The organism is Massilia alkalitolerans DSM 17462, assembly GCF_000427785.1.
In the GTDB taxonomy this organism is placed as follows: Bacteria; Pseudomonadota; Gammaproteobacteria; order Burkholderiales; family Burkholderiaceae_D; genus Telluria; species Telluria alkalitolerans.
On the sequence record NZ_ATYR01000007.1, the window covers coordinates 154,652 to 170,913 of the forward strand.

The 16,262-nt window shown below is 58.3% G+C and carries 13 protein-coding genes and 2 tRNA genes; 9 read left to right on the forward strand and 6 right to left on the reverse strand.

The genetic code is table 11. The annotated features are described in order from the left end of the window. Positions 1 to 83 precede the first annotated feature (83 nt). Positions 84 to 159: transfer RNA gene (locus tag YWC_RS0109785), tRNA-Lys, on the reverse strand. A 167-nt stretch (positions 160 to 326) separates the two neighbouring features. On the opposite strand from YWC_RS0109785, the gene YWC_RS0109790 reads away from it, so the two are divergent. Next, positions 327 to 1,589 (forward strand): hypothetical protein, encoded by a 1,263-nt coding sequence (locus YWC_RS0109790; protein WP_027865197.1) that lies wholly within the window; start codon positions 327 to 329, stop codon positions 1,587 to 1,589. Positions 1,590 to 1,637: 48 nt separating this feature from the next. Here YWC_RS0109790 and YWC_RS28985 read toward each other — a convergent pair whose 3' ends face one another. Beyond that, positions 1,638 to 2,186: a hypothetical protein gene (locus YWC_RS28985; RefSeq protein ID WP_229413066.1), complete on the reverse strand. Its 549-nt coding sequence runs from the start codon at positions 2,184 to 2,186 to the stop codon at positions 1,638 to 1,640. Between the two features lie 167 nt (positions 2,187 to 2,353). Between YWC_RS28985 and YWC_RS28990 the strand changes: the two genes are divergently transcribed. From YWC_RS28990 to YWC_RS32025, 4 genes are all read left to right on the forward strand, one after another. Further along, positions 2,354 to 5,209, forward strand: a complete 2,856-nt coding sequence (locus YWC_RS28990) for a type VI secretion system Vgr family protein (RefSeq protein WP_051306368.1) — start codon at positions 2,354 to 2,356, stop codon at positions 5,207 to 5,209. Then, complete coding sequence (locus YWC_RS32020) at positions 5,210 to 6,088, forward strand: DUF4123 domain-containing protein (protein ID WP_084416375.1); 879 nt, start codon at positions 5,210 to 5,212, stop codon at positions 6,086 to 6,088. 99 nt (positions 6,089 to 6,187) lie between these two features. Then, positions 6,188 to 6,577, forward strand: coding sequence for a hypothetical protein (locus YWC_RS0109805; protein WP_027865198.1), 390 nt, complete (start codon positions 6,188 to 6,190; stop codon positions 6,575 to 6,577). After that, positions 6,567 to 8,537, forward strand: coding sequence for a T6SS phospholipase effector Tle1-like catalytic domain-containing protein (locus YWC_RS32025; RefSeq protein ID WP_084416376.1), 1,971 nt, complete (start codon positions 6,567 to 6,569; stop codon positions 8,535 to 8,537). The genes YWC_RS0109805 and YWC_RS32025 overlap by 11 nt, the downstream gene beginning before the upstream one ends. Positions 8,538 to 8,645: 108 nt before the next feature. On the opposite strand, the gene YWC_RS0109810 is transcribed toward YWC_RS32025, so the two are convergent. From YWC_RS0109810 to YWC_RS0109825, 4 genes are all read right to left on the reverse strand, one after another. Beyond that, positions 8,646 to 8,721: transfer RNA gene (locus YWC_RS0109810), tRNA-Lys, on the reverse strand. 64 nt (positions 8,722 to 8,785) lie between these two features. Continuing rightward, the gene (gene tfpB, locus YWC_RS0109815; RefSeq protein WP_027865199.1) at positions 8,786 to 10,594 is read right to left on the reverse strand and encodes a type IV pilus assembly ATPase TfpB; all 1,809 of its coding nucleotides are present in this window, start codon (positions 10,592 to 10,594) and stop codon (positions 8,786 to 8,788) included. Positions 10,595 to 10,616: 22 nt separating this feature from the next. After that, positions 10,617 to 11,396, reverse strand: coding sequence for a spermine/spermidine synthase domain-containing protein (locus tag YWC_RS0109820; RefSeq protein ID WP_027865200.1), 780 nt, complete (start codon positions 11,394 to 11,396; stop codon positions 10,617 to 10,619). A 105-nt stretch (positions 11,397 to 11,501) separates the two neighbouring features. Further along, complete coding sequence (locus YWC_RS0109825) at positions 11,502 to 12,011, reverse strand: glycine zipper 2TM domain-containing protein (RefSeq protein ID WP_027865201.1); 510 nt, start codon at positions 12,009 to 12,011, stop codon at positions 11,502 to 11,504. A 323-nt stretch (positions 12,012 to 12,334) separates the two neighbouring features. On the opposite strand from YWC_RS0109825, the gene YWC_RS0109830 reads away from it, so the two are divergent. The 4 genes from YWC_RS0109830 to YWC_RS28995 all read left to right on the forward strand — a co-directional run bounded on the left by YWC_RS0109830 (position 12,335) and on the right by YWC_RS28995 (position 16,190). Further along, positions 12,335 to 12,820, forward strand: a complete 486-nt coding sequence (locus YWC_RS0109830) for a barstar family protein (RefSeq protein WP_371846198.1) — start codon at positions 12,335 to 12,337, stop codon at positions 12,818 to 12,820. A 71-nt stretch (positions 12,821 to 12,891) separates the two neighbouring features. Beyond that, positions 12,892 to 13,512 (forward strand): phosphoribosylglycinamide formyltransferase, encoded by a 621-nt coding sequence (purN, locus tag YWC_RS0109835; RefSeq protein ID WP_027865203.1) that lies wholly within the window; start codon positions 12,892 to 12,894, stop codon positions 13,510 to 13,512. A gap of 41 nt (positions 13,513 to 13,553) precedes the next feature. Then, positions 13,554 to 14,861 (forward strand): RsmB/NOP family class I SAM-dependent RNA methyltransferase, encoded by a 1,308-nt coding sequence (locus tag YWC_RS0109840; RefSeq protein WP_027865204.1) that lies wholly within the window; start codon positions 13,554 to 13,556, stop codon positions 14,859 to 14,861. 9 nt (positions 14,862 to 14,870) lie between these two features. Beyond that, on the forward strand, positions 14,871 to 16,190 hold the full coding sequence (locus YWC_RS28995) for a mechanosensitive ion channel family protein (protein ID WP_036213924.1): 1,320 nt from the start codon (positions 14,871 to 14,873) through the stop codon (positions 16,188 to 16,190). Positions 16,191 to 16,262 lie beyond the last annotated feature (72 nt).

The window sequence follows — 16,262 nt, forward strand, 5'->3', positions numbered from 1 at the left end:
TAGGAGGCGGGGATGACAGCAATATGACGCCAAAAACAAAAAAGGCGTCACGATTGCTCATGACGCCTTCCTTGCTGAATCTTTGGTAGGCCGTGCTGGGCTCGAACCAGCGACCAACGGATTAAAAGTCCGCTGCTCTACCAACTGAGCTAACGACCCGAAGAAGCCAAGATTATAGCGGCGTTTGCGCGAATATCCAAGTGCTTCGTATCAATTTGTTGGCGCGGTGCGCCGACCGCAGCAAGTTCCCCCACCCGGGGGGATGGGATGGACACCGGCACGCCAGCAAAATGGCGACGATCACCTACCACCTCCCAGGAAGCCCCATGTTCATGCCGAAACACCTTGCGCTTGCCGTATCGGGTCTGTTTGTCCTGCCTTCCGCCCTGGCCGCACAGCCGGTACAGAAGGTCAAGCCGCCTGTCAGCCACGCCACTATCGATCTCGCCACTTATTCCGGCGGCATGATGGGAAGCCTGCTTGGCGCCAAAGGCAATGACGACAGCTTCGGCATGACCCAGGCCCAGAGCCCGGGCCGCTGGATGGATGTCACGCTCCTGACGCGCAACAACGGCAAGCTGACGACAGCGACGCAAAGCGTGCCGGCCAGCGCCGGGCTCGGGCCCGTGCTGAACCTGTTGGCGCCGGACCAGGGGCCGGTCGACCTTCCCGGCCCGGACGAGGAGTCGGACACCGAGCCACCCAGGATCGACATGCCGAAAGGGAAGATGTACCTCTACTGGGGCTGTGGCGCCGAGGTACGCAAAGGGCAGCCGCTGGTGCTCGACCTCGCCAAGATGGATCCCAAGCAATTCAACAAGTTCTTCCAGAACCGCAGCGCCACCTCCCGCGTGCCGCAGCCGGCGCCCGGCCGCCCGGCCTGGCCGAACAAGAACGATGCCCGCCGCTTGCCGGAGGGCGCCTCGCTGGTCGGGGAGCACGGCTTTGCCGGCGACGGCGTGGTGGACGGCTTCAAGTTTAACATCGGCGCCCGACACGACCTGATGCCTGCCGTCGAGGCAAGCCGCGACGATGGCGACAAGGCTGTGCTGTTCAAGTGGAAGCCGATGCAGCAGGCCAGCGCCTGGTTCGTGCAGGCGATCGGCATGCGCGATACCGGCGAGGCCGATGCCGGCGACATGGAGATGGTGTACTGGACCTCGAGCGAGTTGCCGGACATGGGTATGGGCCTGGTGAATTACCAGCCGAACGGCTCCATCGACAAGTGGCAAAAGGAAAAAGTGCTGTTGCCGGCCGGGGCAACCGAATGCATGGCCCCGAAGGAAGCCGTCAGTACGATGTCGATATCGCGCGTCATCGCCTATGGCGAGGAGCTGAACATGGCCTACCCGCCGCGGCCGAAGGATCCAAAAGTCACCTGGGAGCCGCAATGGAACCTCAAGCTGCGGCTGAAGTCGGTCGCATCCTTGACGCCGGGCATGGGGAAGGCGATGCATGCCGCCATGGTAGAGCAGGAAGCGGCGCCGGAAGAGAAGCAGGCTCCGGCTACCACGGCCAAAGGAGTGGTGACGGAAGCCGTGACCAAAGGGGTGGTGGATGCGCTGACCCGGGGGCTGTTCGGTCGCTGATGCTCCGCGTGCTGTAGTGTGGACAAGGCCAGGCTGTGAAGCCTGGCCTTATCGTTCTGGTTTTTCGAGTTCCTTGTCTTGCGCCTGTTCAAGTTCCTTGTCCTCGGCCTGGACCTCGTGCATCGAATGCGGTTCGAGTTTTTCGGCTTCGACATTCATGCGTACGAACATGCCCCAGGTGGCGAGGATCGCCGCCGCGGCGACACCGATGGCGGCAGAGTGCAGCAGGTATTCCGGGCGCCCGTGCATGAACTGGAACACGCCGATCAGGCATTCGATCGACAGCGACACCACTACCACGATCAGGAAACGCGACAGGAAACGGCGTACGCGGGTCGGCGAGCTGATGTTGACCGAGCGCTGCACTTCTTCTTCCAGCACGGTCTGGCCCAGTTCCAGCGAGGCGACTGCGATGGTCAGGAGGCCAACGCATTCCAGAATGAGCTCGAAACGTTCCCGTACCTTGAAGTTATCGCGGGGATCGAGCGCTTGCCACGTTTCTACGCCCGCCAGAACGATCAGGCCCACCCCGCAAATGAAGAACAGGGCGACGATCAGCATGTAGCCGAGGAGGAAGATATTCTGGACGAATTTCACGGCGCGCGCCTGTTGACTCAGTTGTAAATATATTAACGCTATCCGCTGCGCTGGCGCGTTCGATTCAGCGTTGCTTTGCAACTGATGACACGGCGCAAGAATTGCCGGTCAGACTGCTTATATCGTGGTGCCTTCGGCTGCCGAGTCCACAAGGAATCCATACGGGTATGAGCACGACGCTGACGGATCAGATCTTTGCCGCCCTGGCTGAGTTCAGCAGTACAAGCCGGTTGTATGAGCTCAAGATTGGCGATCGTGAGGAAACCGGTCTGCTGGTGGAAGCCTTTCTTGCGGATGAGGCCGTACAGGAGGTCGGGACGCGGGATGTGATTGCGCTCTCGACCGATGCCCGCCTGGAGCTCGACGCCTTGCTGGGCCAGCCGGCGGTGTTCGAGATTTGCCTGGCCGATGGAACGCGGGAGCGTTTCGCCGGGGAGATTTGTGAAGCGGCCATGCTCGGCACTGACGGCGGCCTGGCGCGTTACCGCGTCCGGATCGCGTCATGGCTGTGGCGGCTCGAGCATGTGCGCAATAGCCGGGTGTGGCAGGACAAGAGCGTCGTCGAGATCATCGATGCGGTGTTCGATGCCTATCTGCCATTGGCGCGCTGGCGCTGGAGCGATGATGTCGGCCCATTCCTGGCCGAGGTGTCGCCCCGCAGTTACTGCTGCCAGTATCGGGAATCCGATCTCGACTTCGTGCGCCGGCTGCTGGCCGAAGAGGGGCTGTGCTGGCGGACCGAGCAGACCGCGAATGGACCGGGGCTCGTCTTGTTCGCCGATAGCAGCCAGCTGTGTGCGGTGCCGGAGGATGCCAGCAGCGAGGCGCTCGGGGGCATTCGCTTTCACGGTGCGCGCTCGGTGGAGGAGTCGGACAGCATCCAGGCCTTGTCGGCCGAGCGGCGCTTGCATGCATCGCTGACGACGGTGCTCAGCTATGACTACAAGGCCAAGCAGGCTGTCGGGGCCAGTTCGCCATCACACTACACCTATGGAAAGCTTCCGGCTCTCGAATCGTTTGAGGTGTCGGGGCAGTATGCCTATGCGGATTGGCAGCAGGCGCAGCATTACGCGGATCTGCGCATGCAGGAGCAGGAAGCACAAGGCCAGACGTGGCGTGGACGCTCGAGTGTGCGGACCTTACGCGCGGGGACGCGGGTGCAGGTGCTTGGGGCGCCGCTGCAGCAGTTGGGGGAATCGGCGTCGTTCACTGTGCTGCGGGTGCTCAGCATTGGGGTCAACAATATGCCACCTGCGACGCAGAATGCATTGGCTGAGTTGTTCGGGCCGATTCCGGAATTGCTGGAGGAGTTCGCGCGGGCGGATATGCCTAGGGACATTGAGCTGACCATTGCTCAGGCTCGTGAGACCGGTTATGCGAACTGTTTCAGCACTGTCGCAACGGACATCATTTGGCGTCCGCCTTTGGCTGGGAGTGACAGAGCTGCATATTCGAAGCCGGTCGCGTTCGGGGCGCAGAGTGCCATTGTCGTTGGCGCGGATGGCAATGATCAGCCGAGCGGGGCGGATGAGTTGTATTGCGACAGGCTGGGGCGGGTTCGGGTTCGCTTCCATTGGCAGGATGGTGGGAATGCGACCTGCTGGGTACGGGTCGCGCAACGCTCGGCTGGCGGGGGGATGGGGCAGCAGTTCTTGCCGCGTATCGGGCAGGAAGTGTTGGTGCAGTTTTTGGAGAACGACATCGATCGGCCGGTTGTCGTTGGGGCGCTCTATAACGGGCAAGGTGAAGGAGGGGTTGCTGCTACGCCTGGTGGGCGTCGTGATAGGGAAACTGACCTTTCATGTTTTGAAACGGCGCATGACCATGCGTCATCGGCGCAGGCGAATCTCAGCGGCGGGAATAGTCCGGTGTGGCATGGTGCGTCGGCTGATAGTGTAGGGCATCGCAACTCGACATCGCAGTGGGGGATTCGGAGCAAGGAATTTGGTGGCTATGGGTATTCTCAGCTGTTGTTCGATGACATAGATGGTCAAAGCCGTATGCAGTTACGGAGTACGCATGCTGGAAGCGAACTGAATCTGGGTAATCTGAGTCATGCAGCAGACAATTATCGCGGCAGTTTCCGAGGAGTCGGCGCGGAGCTTCGAACGGGGGCGTATGGCGTCGCGCGAGCTGGTGCGGGTTTACTGGTGTCGAGCTACCAGCTCAGCCACAGCGCGAACACACGTGACCTCGTCAGCGAGAACGCTGCCGGAACCGCTCTTATGAAGCAAGCTGTAGCGATAGGGAACGCTTTTAGCTCGGTAGCTGGTACACATCAGAGCGTGACTTTAGCCGCTTATCAAGGTACAGCGAAAGCCAATGGAAGCCTGTTAAACCCAGCAGCAGCACCACTCAAAGCAGGACTAGCCAGCCTGTCTAGCTTAGTTAGCACTAAAGATCTTCAGACCGCGTTGGTTGATGTCAGGGATAACATTAAAAAAGCAGATGACAATCAGATTCCGCATCTGGCCGATCCCGTTGTCGCAATAGCGTCATGTGATAATTTCAGCGCCAACGCCGGGCTGAGTTTGCAACTGATAAGTGGCGATGCAGCGAGTTTAATATCTGGTAAAGATATTCAAATCATTACAGGCTCCGAGATACGGCTTCAAACAAAACAAGCACTTGGAATAATGGCCGGCGCACTCAAAAGTGACAGCGCCGACGTAGGTTTCCAACTTGTCGCAAGCAAAGAAACGATCGATATCCAATCACAAGCTGATGAGTTGGCAGTGCGAGCAAAAGAAGACGTAAAAATTATCAGTGCTAAAACTCACGTCGACTTCGCCAGTGCAAGCAAGATTAGCTTGAGTACTGCTGGTGGTGCAAGCATAACCATCGAAGGGGGTAACATTATTTTTCAGTGCCCTAACAAGCTAACCATCCATGCTGGGAAAAAACAACTCTCGCCCCAAGCTGAACTGAAGTACAAGATGCCAATTTTGCCGCAGTCTGTTTGTGTTGAATGTCTGGCTAAACGTGCACTGCAGAGGTCAGCCTTCATAAATAAGGGTGCTTAGATGCAGAGAGCAATCTCAGATATAGAATTATTCAAAGGCGCTAGTCCGGAAAATACTAAGTGGTTTGCGCTTGCCGACAGCGCTCAAGATAAGCGACTCCCGGGTGTGATTTCGACGAGTTCGCGTAATGTACGTTGCTTGTTCGGCGGGTTGCAAGGAAGTCCGTTAACGCTTCATACTCCTCATCTCATAGAACTCCCGCCACCTGCTCATTTGGATTATGTTTGGGAGTGGATCAGCAGAAATGCTCTTTTGGTACCATGTTTTTCGATTATTGCGACACGAAAAACATTTGATGATCTCTATAAACAATTTGTAGAGTGTACGCAGGTTGTGTTGCCGGATTTAGATACGATGTTCTTTGCTTTTTGGGATTCTGCAGTATTGGGCACGCTTGTGGGGCAGGTAGACGATCGAACGCTCCATATCCCCGGGCCAGTATTAAGCCAGGATCAACAAACCCTTTTAACTGATGGGATCGAAAAATGGTGGTATTGGGATCGAGCAGGAGATCGACATGCTATTGCCATTCAATCTCAGGGAGAGATAGCCGCATGTCGCCAATTTAAACTAGATCAATCACAGATTGATAGTTTAGTAGAAGCTAGCGTGCCAGATCACGTGCTGTATTACATGAATCTAAATCAATATCATCTTCTTGAAGACATTCCTTGCTCTGATCGGTATGACATGATCCGAAAAGCCTTGGTGCAAGCGCGCGATATTGGACTTGCAACAATGCGTGACCTTGTTGATTTTGTCTCCATCAAATTGTATTACCGAGAGAGGATGGATCACGACGCACGTATCGCGAATCTGCTTTGTAAGATAAGGGATGGCCAGGTGTCGTTTCGAGATGCGATAAGTGAACTACCGTGACTTAATATGGATAAATCAAACAGTCAAACAGTTCGGCGGCTATTCATATGTGCCGCAGGCCTATCGTTCTTATCAATTTGTGCTTGTGGAGCAAAGCCGATGCGTACCTATATGAATATCTCCTTGTTTAGCTACTTGGATCGGCCTATTTTCGATGTGGATATGAATGGGACTGATTTCATGTCTGCCTTAGAGCATTCGTTTTACGGCTCAAACGCTGTAATGGTCGAGCAAATGATCACTTTGGGTCCCCAGATCGTGACGTGGCGGCTCGATGGACCTGAGGGCATGCCAAGGAATGGCGAAACCGTACGGGCACGGAATATCCCAATTTTAAATGAGATACCAAGCGGCGTGACATGGCTGGCCTTGCATATATACGACGACGAAACTGTTGAAATCAAGCTGAGTAAAGGCTCCAAATTCGAGTTGGAAACAGAGCGCGGCAGAAAAATTATCGACGCGTGGAGAGCCAAACATGGCAAGTAGAGCGATCCAAGCGCTGGTTGCTTCAAATCGTGACGTTCCACGCGACAGTCCCAAGCCCACCCAAGACTGCCGCGACGTTATTCACGTCATGATTTTTTTCGATGGCACCGGAAACAATGAAAAACTCGATAATGAAAAGAAGAAGTGGAGCAACGTTGCTCGAATTTATCAAGCCGCATATATGGCGGCTCTGGCTGACAAAAACGAAACGATTTATCCTGTCTATATTGCGGGGGTCGGGACTAAATTCAACGGCAAGGCTGCTGATTGGCAAGCAGCGACCTTAGCATGGATAGAAGATGGACTGCCCGGCGGTGGTGCTGGTGCAGGGGGTAGCCGACGCATGGAACATGCAGGCGATTTCGTTAATGACACATTGCGGGATACTTTGATTTCTAACGCAAAACTTCTGGGGGTTGAAGTCGAGAAATACACTGAGCAAGGTGCTACAAAGACTTTCAATGAGGTAAACTCTGTTTTGTCGAAACACCGATTGATCAAAATTATAAACCTCTCGGTATTTGGGTTCTCGCGCGGCGCAGCGCTCGCACGGGCTTTCTCGAATCGAATTTTGAAACTATGTGTTAAAGATGGCGATGATTTGATGTACGAAGGGTACCCGCTACGAATAAACTTCATGGGTCTTTTCGATACTGTGGCGTCCTTTGGGATTCCAGCAACAAATGCCAGAACTCCATTTAGTGATCGCGAACTTATCGTTTCAAGCTTGGTGGAGCGTTGTGTACACTTTGTTGCCGCGCATGAAGTTAGATTTTCGTTTCCGGTCGATTTAATTCGTAAGAACGGAAGACTTGCCGGTAATTGGCTGGAAAAAGTTTATCCTGGCGTTCATTCGGACGTGGGAGGAGGGTATGAGCCCCTTGAGCAAGGTATCGATGATAATTATGCGCGGATTCCGATGCGCGATATGATGGACGAAGCCCTAGTTTATGGAGTGAGGATATTTGGATACGATACAATCAAGAAGAAATCTTCTAGATTGTTTGTTGAACGCTTTGCCTATCGTCCTGAAACCGAGAAAATGTTCATATCGTACATGGCGGCGCTTCCTAGAACAGGGGGTACTGTTGAAGAGCAGATCAAGACACATATTGGGCTTTATTACAGCATAAATGGTTCAATGGCCCGACAAGGTGTCGCTACTGCAGGAGATAGGAGCCGAAATGCTAACAAGCTCAAGTATATTTTCGGTTCAAAAGGAATGGAATTTGAGATTGGCAGGCACCGTAAGCTGCTACGTGCTGGCCAGTTATTGCGGCTTGGTGAGCGTAATGCAAGGGGGTACGCGCAGTATCTTGAAATCAAAGATTGGCAACTTGCCGCTTGGGACAGAAACGCACCTCAAGGCGCTATTGATTTCATAGCGAGTTTTGTGCACGACTCAAAAGTGGACTTTATGGGAAATGTCGAGCCATTTAGTTATTTCAGACCCCGAGGTGTAGAAGAGTCTTGTATTAGCGTATGGGCTGAAGGAGGAAACTGGATTCGTCCACGAGTCAAAGCGGCAATATCGGTAGCGGAAGCTGGAAGTGCGAAAATCGCAGGTGTTGCCGAGGAAGCAGTAGTCAAGGCAAGAAAATCTGCGGAAGCAGCTCAGGAAAAAGCGCTCGAAGCAGCCGAGTTTGCGAAAATTAAAGCTAACGAAGCGGCTGCGGCTGCGAGCAGCGCTTATGCTGCGACAGCAAAGTCAGCGAAAGAAGCTGCTGATGCTGCAAAGCATAGAGCTCAAGAGGCTGCGGATTATGCAAAGAAGAAAGCGAGTGAGGCTGCGCAGATATCAGAGAAAGCATACACAACTGCAAGACAATCAACTATGCAAACGGTAACAGAAGCGAAGAGAAAAACAAGTGAATTGCAGAACGGTGCACAGAAAATGGTTGAAGGCGGAATACGTTGGGTGTGCCGGAGTGCGGATGAGCTTCATAATCGATTAAAGTAATTGTTCTGCAATTATGAAATGCTAGGATTATGCTTGGCAAACATACCGAAATTCATGCAAAAAAGGCGCTACGATCACTCGTAACGCCTTCTTTGCTACAACCAATTCTGGTAGGCCGTGCTGGGCTCGAACCAGCGACCAACGGATTAAAAGTCCGCTGCTCTACCAACTGAGCTAACGACCCGAAAGAGGCAGCATTATAGCCGGGCATTTCAGTTTGCGCTAGTGCTACCTGAACAAGACAGCAATCACACCAGCGCCGCAGTGACCTTCAGCACTTCATCCGCCGTGGTCACGCCCTCGACCACCTTCATCGCCCCCGCAATGCGCAAGGGCTTCATTCCATCCGCCACACTCTGCCGGCGCAGCTTCTGGATCTCGCCGGATTCCCGCACCACGCGCGCAAACCCTTCGCCCACGGTCAGCAGTTCATAGATACCGGTCCGCCCCCGATACCCCGTCTGCCGGCACTCCGGACACCCGATCGGCCGATACACCGAGGCAGGCTTTGGAATATTCCAGGCTCCCCCGATGCCCTGCCACACCTCGTCACTGAGTTCACCGCCGGGCGCCTTGCAGTCCGGGCAAAGCGTGCGCACCAGCCTTTGCGCCATCACGCCGATCAAGGTCGCCTCCAGCAGATAATCCGGGACCCCCAGCTCGAGCAGGCGCACCACCGCGGCCGGCGCGTCACTCGTATGCAGGGTGGAGAACACCAGATGTCCCGTCAGCGCCGCCTGGATCGCCATCTCCGCCGTCTGCAGATCGCGAATCTCGCCCACCATGATGATGTCCGGATCCTGCCGCATCAGCGCGCGTATGCCATCGGCAAACGACAAGTCGATCCCCGGCTGCACCTGCATCTGGTTGAACGAAGCCTCGACCATCTCGATCGGATCCTCGACCGTGCATACATTCACCTCGCTGGTGGCCAGCGCCTTCAGCGTGGTATACAAGGTCGTCGTCTTGCCCGACCCCGTTGGTCCGGTAACGAGGATGATCCCGTGCGGCCGATTGGTCAGCGCATCCCAGCGCGCCGCATCGTCCGGCGGAAAACCCAGTTCCGGCAGCGTCTTGACGACCACTTCCGGATCGAAAATACGCATCACCAGCTTTTCGCCGAAGGCCGTCGGCAGCGTCGACAGGCGCAGTTCGACTTCCTGCCCGCCGGCGGTACGGGTCTTGATCCGCCCATCCTGCGGCCGCCGCTTTTCGATCACGTCCATCCGCCCCAGCAGCTTGATGCGCGCCGTCATCGCAATCATCACGACCGCCGGCACCTGATACACCTGGTGCAGCACGCCATCGATGCGGAAGCGGATGGTCGCAAACTCGCGCTTCGGTTCCAGGTGAATATCCGACGCGCGCTGTTCGAAGGCATAACTCCACAGCCAGTCGACGATGTTGACGATGTGCTGGTCGTTCGCATCGAACTGCTTGTTCGATTTGCCCAGCTCGACCAGCTGCTCGAAATTGTTGCGCATCGCCAGGTCCTGCCCGGTATGGCGATTGGCGTCGCGGATCGATTTGGCCAGGCTGAAAAACTGCGAGATGTACTGCGCGATATCGAGCGGATTGGCCAGCACCAGTTCGATCTTGCGTCGCGAGAGCTTGGCGATTTCCGCTTCCCATTCCACATTGGCCGGGTCGGCCGTCGCCACCACCAGCGTCGAGCCGGTCATTTCCACCGGCAGGATATTGAAGCGCGCCGCATAGCTGGCCGACATCACATCCGCCACCTTGGTGAAGTCGATCTTCAGCGGATCGATACGGATGAAGGGCAGGCCGACCTTGCTCGCGCACCATTCGGTCAGCGCGTCCAGGGTCAGCAGGCGGTGTGGAGGCAGCGCCGAGACCAGCTTGCACTGGGCCACGGCCGTAAGCGGATGCATGGATCCGGCAGCATTCTTCAGGATGCCCTGTGCCTGCGCGAACAGCACCTTGACGTTTTCCTTGGTGACGATGCCGTCGGCCAGCAGCCAGGAGAAGATGGACTGCAGGTCGAGCGCCCGTAGGCGCGGCGTCTTGGAAGAAGCGGGGACGGCATGTGTATTCACGTTCGGCTCCCGGTAGAGTAGTTCAGGCCGCGAAGATACCCTTGACCCAGGACTTCGCCGGCAGCTTGGTGCTGGCGACGATCTGGGCCGCACGGTGAGTGAGCGCTTCCTTGTCCAGTTGCGGGCGGTTCCTGAAGCACAGCGCCACCACGTTGCCGTCGTGGACTTCCGGCAGGCAGATCACGTGCTCGAAGGCGAACTTCATGGCCTTCAGGTTCTTGGCAAAGCTCGGGTGGTCGCCGAACAGGTTGACGGTCATGATGCCACCATCTGCCAGGCAATCGTTGCAGGCCTGGTAGAACTCCGGCGTGTCCAGTACCGGCCCGCGCGCGGTGGCGTCGTACAGGTCGCACTGCAGTACGTCGAAGGCGCCGTGGTTCGCGGGATCGAGCACGAAATCCATCGCATCCATTTCCAGCATGTTCAGGCGCTCGTCGCTGGGCGGCAGCTTGAACATCGAGGCGCAGATATTGATCACCGACTCGTTGAGCTCGACGGCGGTGACGCTCGCGTCAAGGAACTGGCGGTAGCAGAACTTGGTCAAGGTGGCAGCACCCAGGCCCAGCTGGGCGATGGCGCGCGGCGATTCGATGAACAGCATCCAGGCCATCATCTGCTGCGCGTATTCCAGCTCCGGCCAGTCCGGCTTGCGGATGCGCATCGCACCCTGCACCCATTCGGTGCCGAAATGAAGGTAGCGGACGCCGTCCTGTTCGGACAGGGTGACGGGGGCGAACTTGGGCTTGCGCGCGGGACGGCGCGAAGATTCGGCCTGTTCGATGGATTTGCGTTTGATGAGCATAGGGCAACCTGGTTGAATCGCCCTATTATCGGTGGAGGGGTTCCCGCAGCGCAAGCACGCCTTCGGCACGCGCTGCGGGTTGCCGGCGCGAGGCCGGCGCAGGGATCAGTAATCGATCGGCTGGACCGAGACGCGCAGGCGCACGCGGTTGCCCGGATCGCGATTCATCACCGTGTTGTAGGTCTGGCCGCGGAATTCATAGGTGACGTCGTAGCCGTTGGTGCGCGATTCGATGGCGTCGACGGTGCGGCACTGGCGCACGGCCTGTTCCTGCACGGCCGGGCCGCCGCGGTTGGCGTTTTCCGAACGGTCGCCGATCATGGCGCCGGCGATGGCGCCGGCCGCCGTCGCGGCGACACGGCCGCTGCCGCTGCCGACCTGGTTACCGAGCAGGCCGCCGACGACACCGCCGACGATGCCGCCGCCGACGCCGCGTTGCTGCTGCACCGGCACCTGCACGTATTCGGTGCGGCATTCCTGGCGCGGGATCCGGATCTCTTCCAGGCGCGGCTGGACACGCACCACGCGGCCGAAGTCTTCGAAATCCTGGGCCTGGGCCAGCGGCAGCGTGGCGAGGCCCATGGCGGCAATGATCAGTTTGGCTTGAATGTTCATGTTCTACCTCGTAGTGGGCAATCGACGAGTCTGGTGGGGGAAGGGAACCGACCGGACTTTCATGCCTCCTATGGTAATCCGATCCGCCGAACTCAACCCAATCCACGTGGCAACAAAATGTAACAGCAACGCAAGCATTTTCTGCTTCGCGCAAGAATGACGGGGCTGTTGTGAGAGGCGTAATTTATACAGACAAGCGCATACTAATTTTTACATATGCAATTCCTGTAATCACATTTGGGTTGCTTCCAATACCACAAAACGTTACCCTTACACACTAAGGGTCTTTTATTGGCGCATGGCAACAACAGCAGGAGAGATGAATGCGGCGGATGCCAACCGTCGCGCAATGTGGTGCGCGAAGGACCACATCACACCGACCTGGTCAACTTGAGGAAAAAATGAGTTTGTTGATGAGAGTGCCGCCTAATCTTGTGCAGTCGATCCGCGCCTTTCGCGTTGCCGAGCTGCAGCAGGAGGCCGCGCGCCTGGGTCAGCACTTCTTGTATGCACATTGTGCCAACACCTTGACCAAGCAGCAGGTGTGCGCCCGCATCGGCGAAAACTTTTATTTCCCCAAACCCTGCAGCAAGAATTTTGATGCGCTGCGTAAGTGCCTCACTGAAACTGTTGCCGAAGCCGGTCCTCAGCCGGGCTTCCTCGTCGTCCTCGAGCAATTGCCAAGCGCGCAAAAATTCGACAAGGAAGCGCGCGAGAACCTGCTCGACGTCTTCCGCGACGCAGCCGAATTCTGGGCCGAAAAGAAGGTCCCGTTCCGCGTATTTTACTCCTTCGCGATTCCAGCCTGAGAGCTTGACCTCAGGCTGAAGTCCCTCCGCCCACCGCGGTTGCCCTCCGGCGATACGGTACAATGCGCGGTATGAAAAATATCGTCATCCTTATTTCTGGCCGTGGCAGCAACATGGAAGCGATCGTGCGCGCCATGGAAAGCGAAGGCTGGCCGGCGCGGATTGCTGCCGTCATCAGCAACAAGCCGGAAGCCAAGGGCCTGGAATACGCGCAGGGGCGCGGCATTCCGACCGCGGTCGTGGCCAACAAGGAATACGCCAGTCGCGCCGAGTTCGATGCGGCGCTGCAGGAAACGATCGACCGCTTCGAACCCGACCTGGTCGTGCTCGCCGGCTTCATGCGCATCCTGACGGCGCCTTTTGTCGAGCACTACGCCGGCCGCATGCTGAACATCCACCCGTCGCTGCTGCCGCTGTACCCGGGCCTGGGTACGCACCAGCAGGCGATCGATGCCGGCGACAAGGAACACGGCGCGACCGTCCATTTCGTCACGGCCGAGCTCGATCACGGTCCGATCGTGGCGCAGGCGCGCATTTCCGTGCTGCCCGACGATACCGAGGACACGCTGTCTGCCCGTCTCCTCGTCGAAGAACACAAGCTCTACCCGTATGCGGTGCGCCTCTTCGTCGAAGACAGGCTCAGTATTGAAGAAAATGGCGAAGTGCGCATCAAAGACGGTGCACTCGCCTAAACCACAAGCATTTAATCAGCTTTAACTGAGTAAGGAACACCATGAGATTGCCTCCAGCGATCATCGGCAATACCGAAGAGGTATTGCGCGAGATCCTGCGCTTTATGTCGCCCGCCGACGTCACCCTGTCGCGCTACTTCAAGGACCACCCGCGTTTCGGCGGCCGCGAGCGCGGCGTCATTGCCGAGGCGGTGTACGCCGTCCTGCGCAACAAATCCTTCTATACCGACTTCGCCGGCGCCGGCAACACGCCCTCGATGCGCAAGCTGGCCCTGCTGGGCCTGGCCGAAACCGTCGGCATCGACGCGCTGGGCGGCCTGAGCGAGGACGAAACCCATCTGCTCACCCGCGTCAAGGAAGTCGACCGTTCGCTGCTGCCGCCGCAAATGCAGGCCAATATGCCGGCCTGGCTGTACGACAAGCTGGTGGCGCAATTCGGCGAAGCCGAAGCCCTCGAGCTGGCCGCCGTGCTGAACACCCCGGCGCCGCTCGACCTGCGCGTCAATTCCATCAAGGCCAATCGCGACGACGTCATCGCCGAACTGGCCAAGGCGCCGATCGCCGCCGAGCCGATGCCTTACGCGCCGCTCGGCCTGCGCGTCCTGAAGAAACCGGCGCTGCAGAACCTGCCGCTGTTCAAGGATGGCGCGATCGAGGTGCAGGACGAGGGCAGCCAGGTGCTGGCCCAGATCGTCGGCGCGCGCCGCGGCGAGATGGTGGTGGACTTCTGCGCCGGCGCCGGCGGCAAGACCCTGGCGCTGGGCGCGAGCATGCGCAATACCGGCCGCCTGTACGCCTTCGACGTCTCCGAGAAGCGCCTGGCCAAGCTGAAGCCGCGCATGGCGCGCAGCGGGCTGTCGAACGTGCATCCGCAGCTGATCGCGCACGAGCGCGACGCCAAGATCAAGCGCCTGGCAGGCAAGATCGACCGCGTGCTGGTCGACGCGCCGTGCTCCGGCCTGGGCACCTTGCGCCGCAATCCGGACGTCAAGTGGCGCCAGCGCCCCGAAGCCGTGGCCGAGATGCAGGAAAAGCAGGCCTCGATCCTGGACGGCGCCGCGCGCCTGGTCAAGAACGGCGGCCGCCTGGTGTACGCCACCTGCAGCTTGCTGAACGAAGAAAACGACTTCATCGTCGAACAGTTCCTGGCTACCCATCCGGACTTCGAACTGGTGCCGATGAACCAGGTGCTGGCCGAGCAGAAGATTCCGCTCGAAATGGACCAGTACCTCAAGATGCTGCCGCACAAGCACCAGACCGACGGCTTCTTCGCCGCCGTGCTCGAGCGCAAGGCGAAGGCCAAGGCGGCACCGGCCGACGAGTCGGAAGTCGCCCAAGCCGAGGAATAACGCCGACACATGCCGCTCCAGCAACTGCTGGCCGACCTGTTCGGCGACATCCGACAGCCTGCCATCCTGTGGCAGGCGCTTGCGATCGTCCTGTGTGTCGCGGTCGGCTGGGGCCTGGCGCGGCTGATGCACCGTTCCTGGCTGGCGAGCCACCAGGACCAGCACCAGGGCCTGATCGGCCTGGGGATGGCCAGTTTCAGCCGCGTGCTGCCGCCGCTGCTGATCCTGGGCCTCTTGGTGACCACGCGCGCCGTCATGGCGCACTACCAGAGCGTGCACCTGCTCGACATCGCGGTGCCGCTCGCGTCCTCGTTCGCGGTGATCCGCACCTTCTTCTACCTGCTGCGCCGGGTGTTCGCACGCAGCGGCCAGCTGGGCGAGGCGCTGCAGACCTTCGAGAAGATCTTCGCGCTGGTCGTGTGGCTCGGCGTGGCCCTGCACATCGTCGGCGTGCTGCCGGACGTGATTCTTTACTTCGACAAGACCGAACTGCCGATCGGCAAGCACAGGCTCTCCCTGGCCGACCTGGTCGAGGGGACGGTCTCGATCGTGGTGCTGATGATGCTGGCGTTGTGGGCCGGCGCTGCGCTGGAAGAGCGCCTGATGCATGTCGAACGCATGCACAGCTCGATCAAGGTCGTGCTGGCGCGCATGAGCCGGGCAGTGCTGATCCTCGTCGCCGTGCTGTTCAGCCTGTCACTGGCGGGCCTGGACCTGACCGTGCTGTCGGTATTCGGTGGCGCGCTGGGCGTTGGCCTCGGCCTCGGCATGCAGCGCATTGCCAGTAACTATGTGTCCGGCTTCATCATCCTGCTGGAACGCAGCTTGACGATCGGCGACCCCATTACGCTGGATAAATACTCGGGCAAGGTGGCGCGCATCAATACGCGCTACACCGTGCTGCGCGGCGCCGACGGCACGCAAACCCTGTTGCCGAACGAAATGCTGATCACCGGCGTGGTGCTGAACCAGTCCTCGACCAACCGCAACGTGCGCGCGGTGACCAGGCTGACCGTGTCCTACGACAGCGATCTGTCGACGCTCATGCCGCTGCTGGAATCGCTGCCGCGCGGCGTGCCCCGCGTGCTGGAACAGCCGGCCCCGAACGTGTTGCTGAATGCCTTTGCGCAAGATGGCTACGAGCTCGAAGTCGGTTTCTGGCTGGGCGATCCGGAAAACGGGCAGGGCGGGCCGATCTCCGACGTGAACAGGAAGATCTATGCGCTTGTACAGACAGGCGAGATCAAACTTGGCCATCCGTCCATGGATACGCGCCTGCTCGATGCCCACATTACATCAGTTGTGGCGCGAACCCCGACTGCTTCTTGAAATAAGGCATGCACGAGCGCTCTAAAGCGTGCCGTGGGTAACTGGAACCGCGTAAAATATCGGGTTGCGAGC

Excerpts from the sequence above, each read along its gene's own strand:
- YWC_RS0109805 (WP_027865198.1), top strand. The coding sequence starts at position 6,188 with ATGCGTACCTATATGAATATCTCCTTGTTTAGCTACTTGGATCGGCCT.
- YWC_RS28990 (WP_051306368.1), top strand. The coding sequence starts at position 2,354 with ATGAGCACGACGCTGACGGATCAGATCTTTGCCGCCCTGGCTGAGTTC.
- YWC_RS0109840 (WP_027865204.1), top strand. The coding sequence starts at position 13,554 with ATGAGATTGCCTCCAGCGATCATCGGCAATACCGAAGAGGTATTGCGC.
- YWC_RS28995 (WP_036213924.1), top strand. The coding sequence starts at position 14,871 with ATGCCGCTCCAGCAACTGCTGGCCGACCTGTTCGGCGACATCCGACAG.
- YWC_RS32020 (WP_084416375.1), top strand. The coding sequence starts at position 5,210 with ATGCAGAGAGCAATCTCAGATATAGAATTATTCAAAGGCGCTAGTCCG.
- purN (WP_027865203.1), top strand. The coding sequence starts at position 12,892 with ATGAAAAATATCGTCATCCTTATTTCTGGCCGTGGCAGCAACATGGAA.
- YWC_RS0109790 (WP_027865197.1), top strand. The coding sequence starts at position 327 with ATGTTCATGCCGAAACACCTTGCGCTTGCCGTATCGGGTCTGTTTGTC.
- YWC_RS0109820 (WP_027865200.1), bottom strand. The coding sequence starts at position 11,396 with ATGCTCATCAAACGCAAATCCATCGAACAGGCCGAATCTTCGCGCCGT.
- YWC_RS0109830 (WP_371846198.1), top strand. The coding sequence starts at position 12,335 with ATGCGGCGGATGCCAACCGTCGCGCAATGTGGTGCGCGAAGGACCACA.
- YWC_RS0109825 (WP_027865201.1), bottom strand. The coding sequence starts at position 12,011 with ATGAACATTCAAGCCAAACTGATCATTGCCGCCATGGGCCTCGCCACG.
- YWC_RS32025 (WP_084416376.1), top strand. The coding sequence starts at position 6,567 with ATGGCAAGTAGAGCGATCCAAGCGCTGGTTGCTTCAAATCGTGACGTT.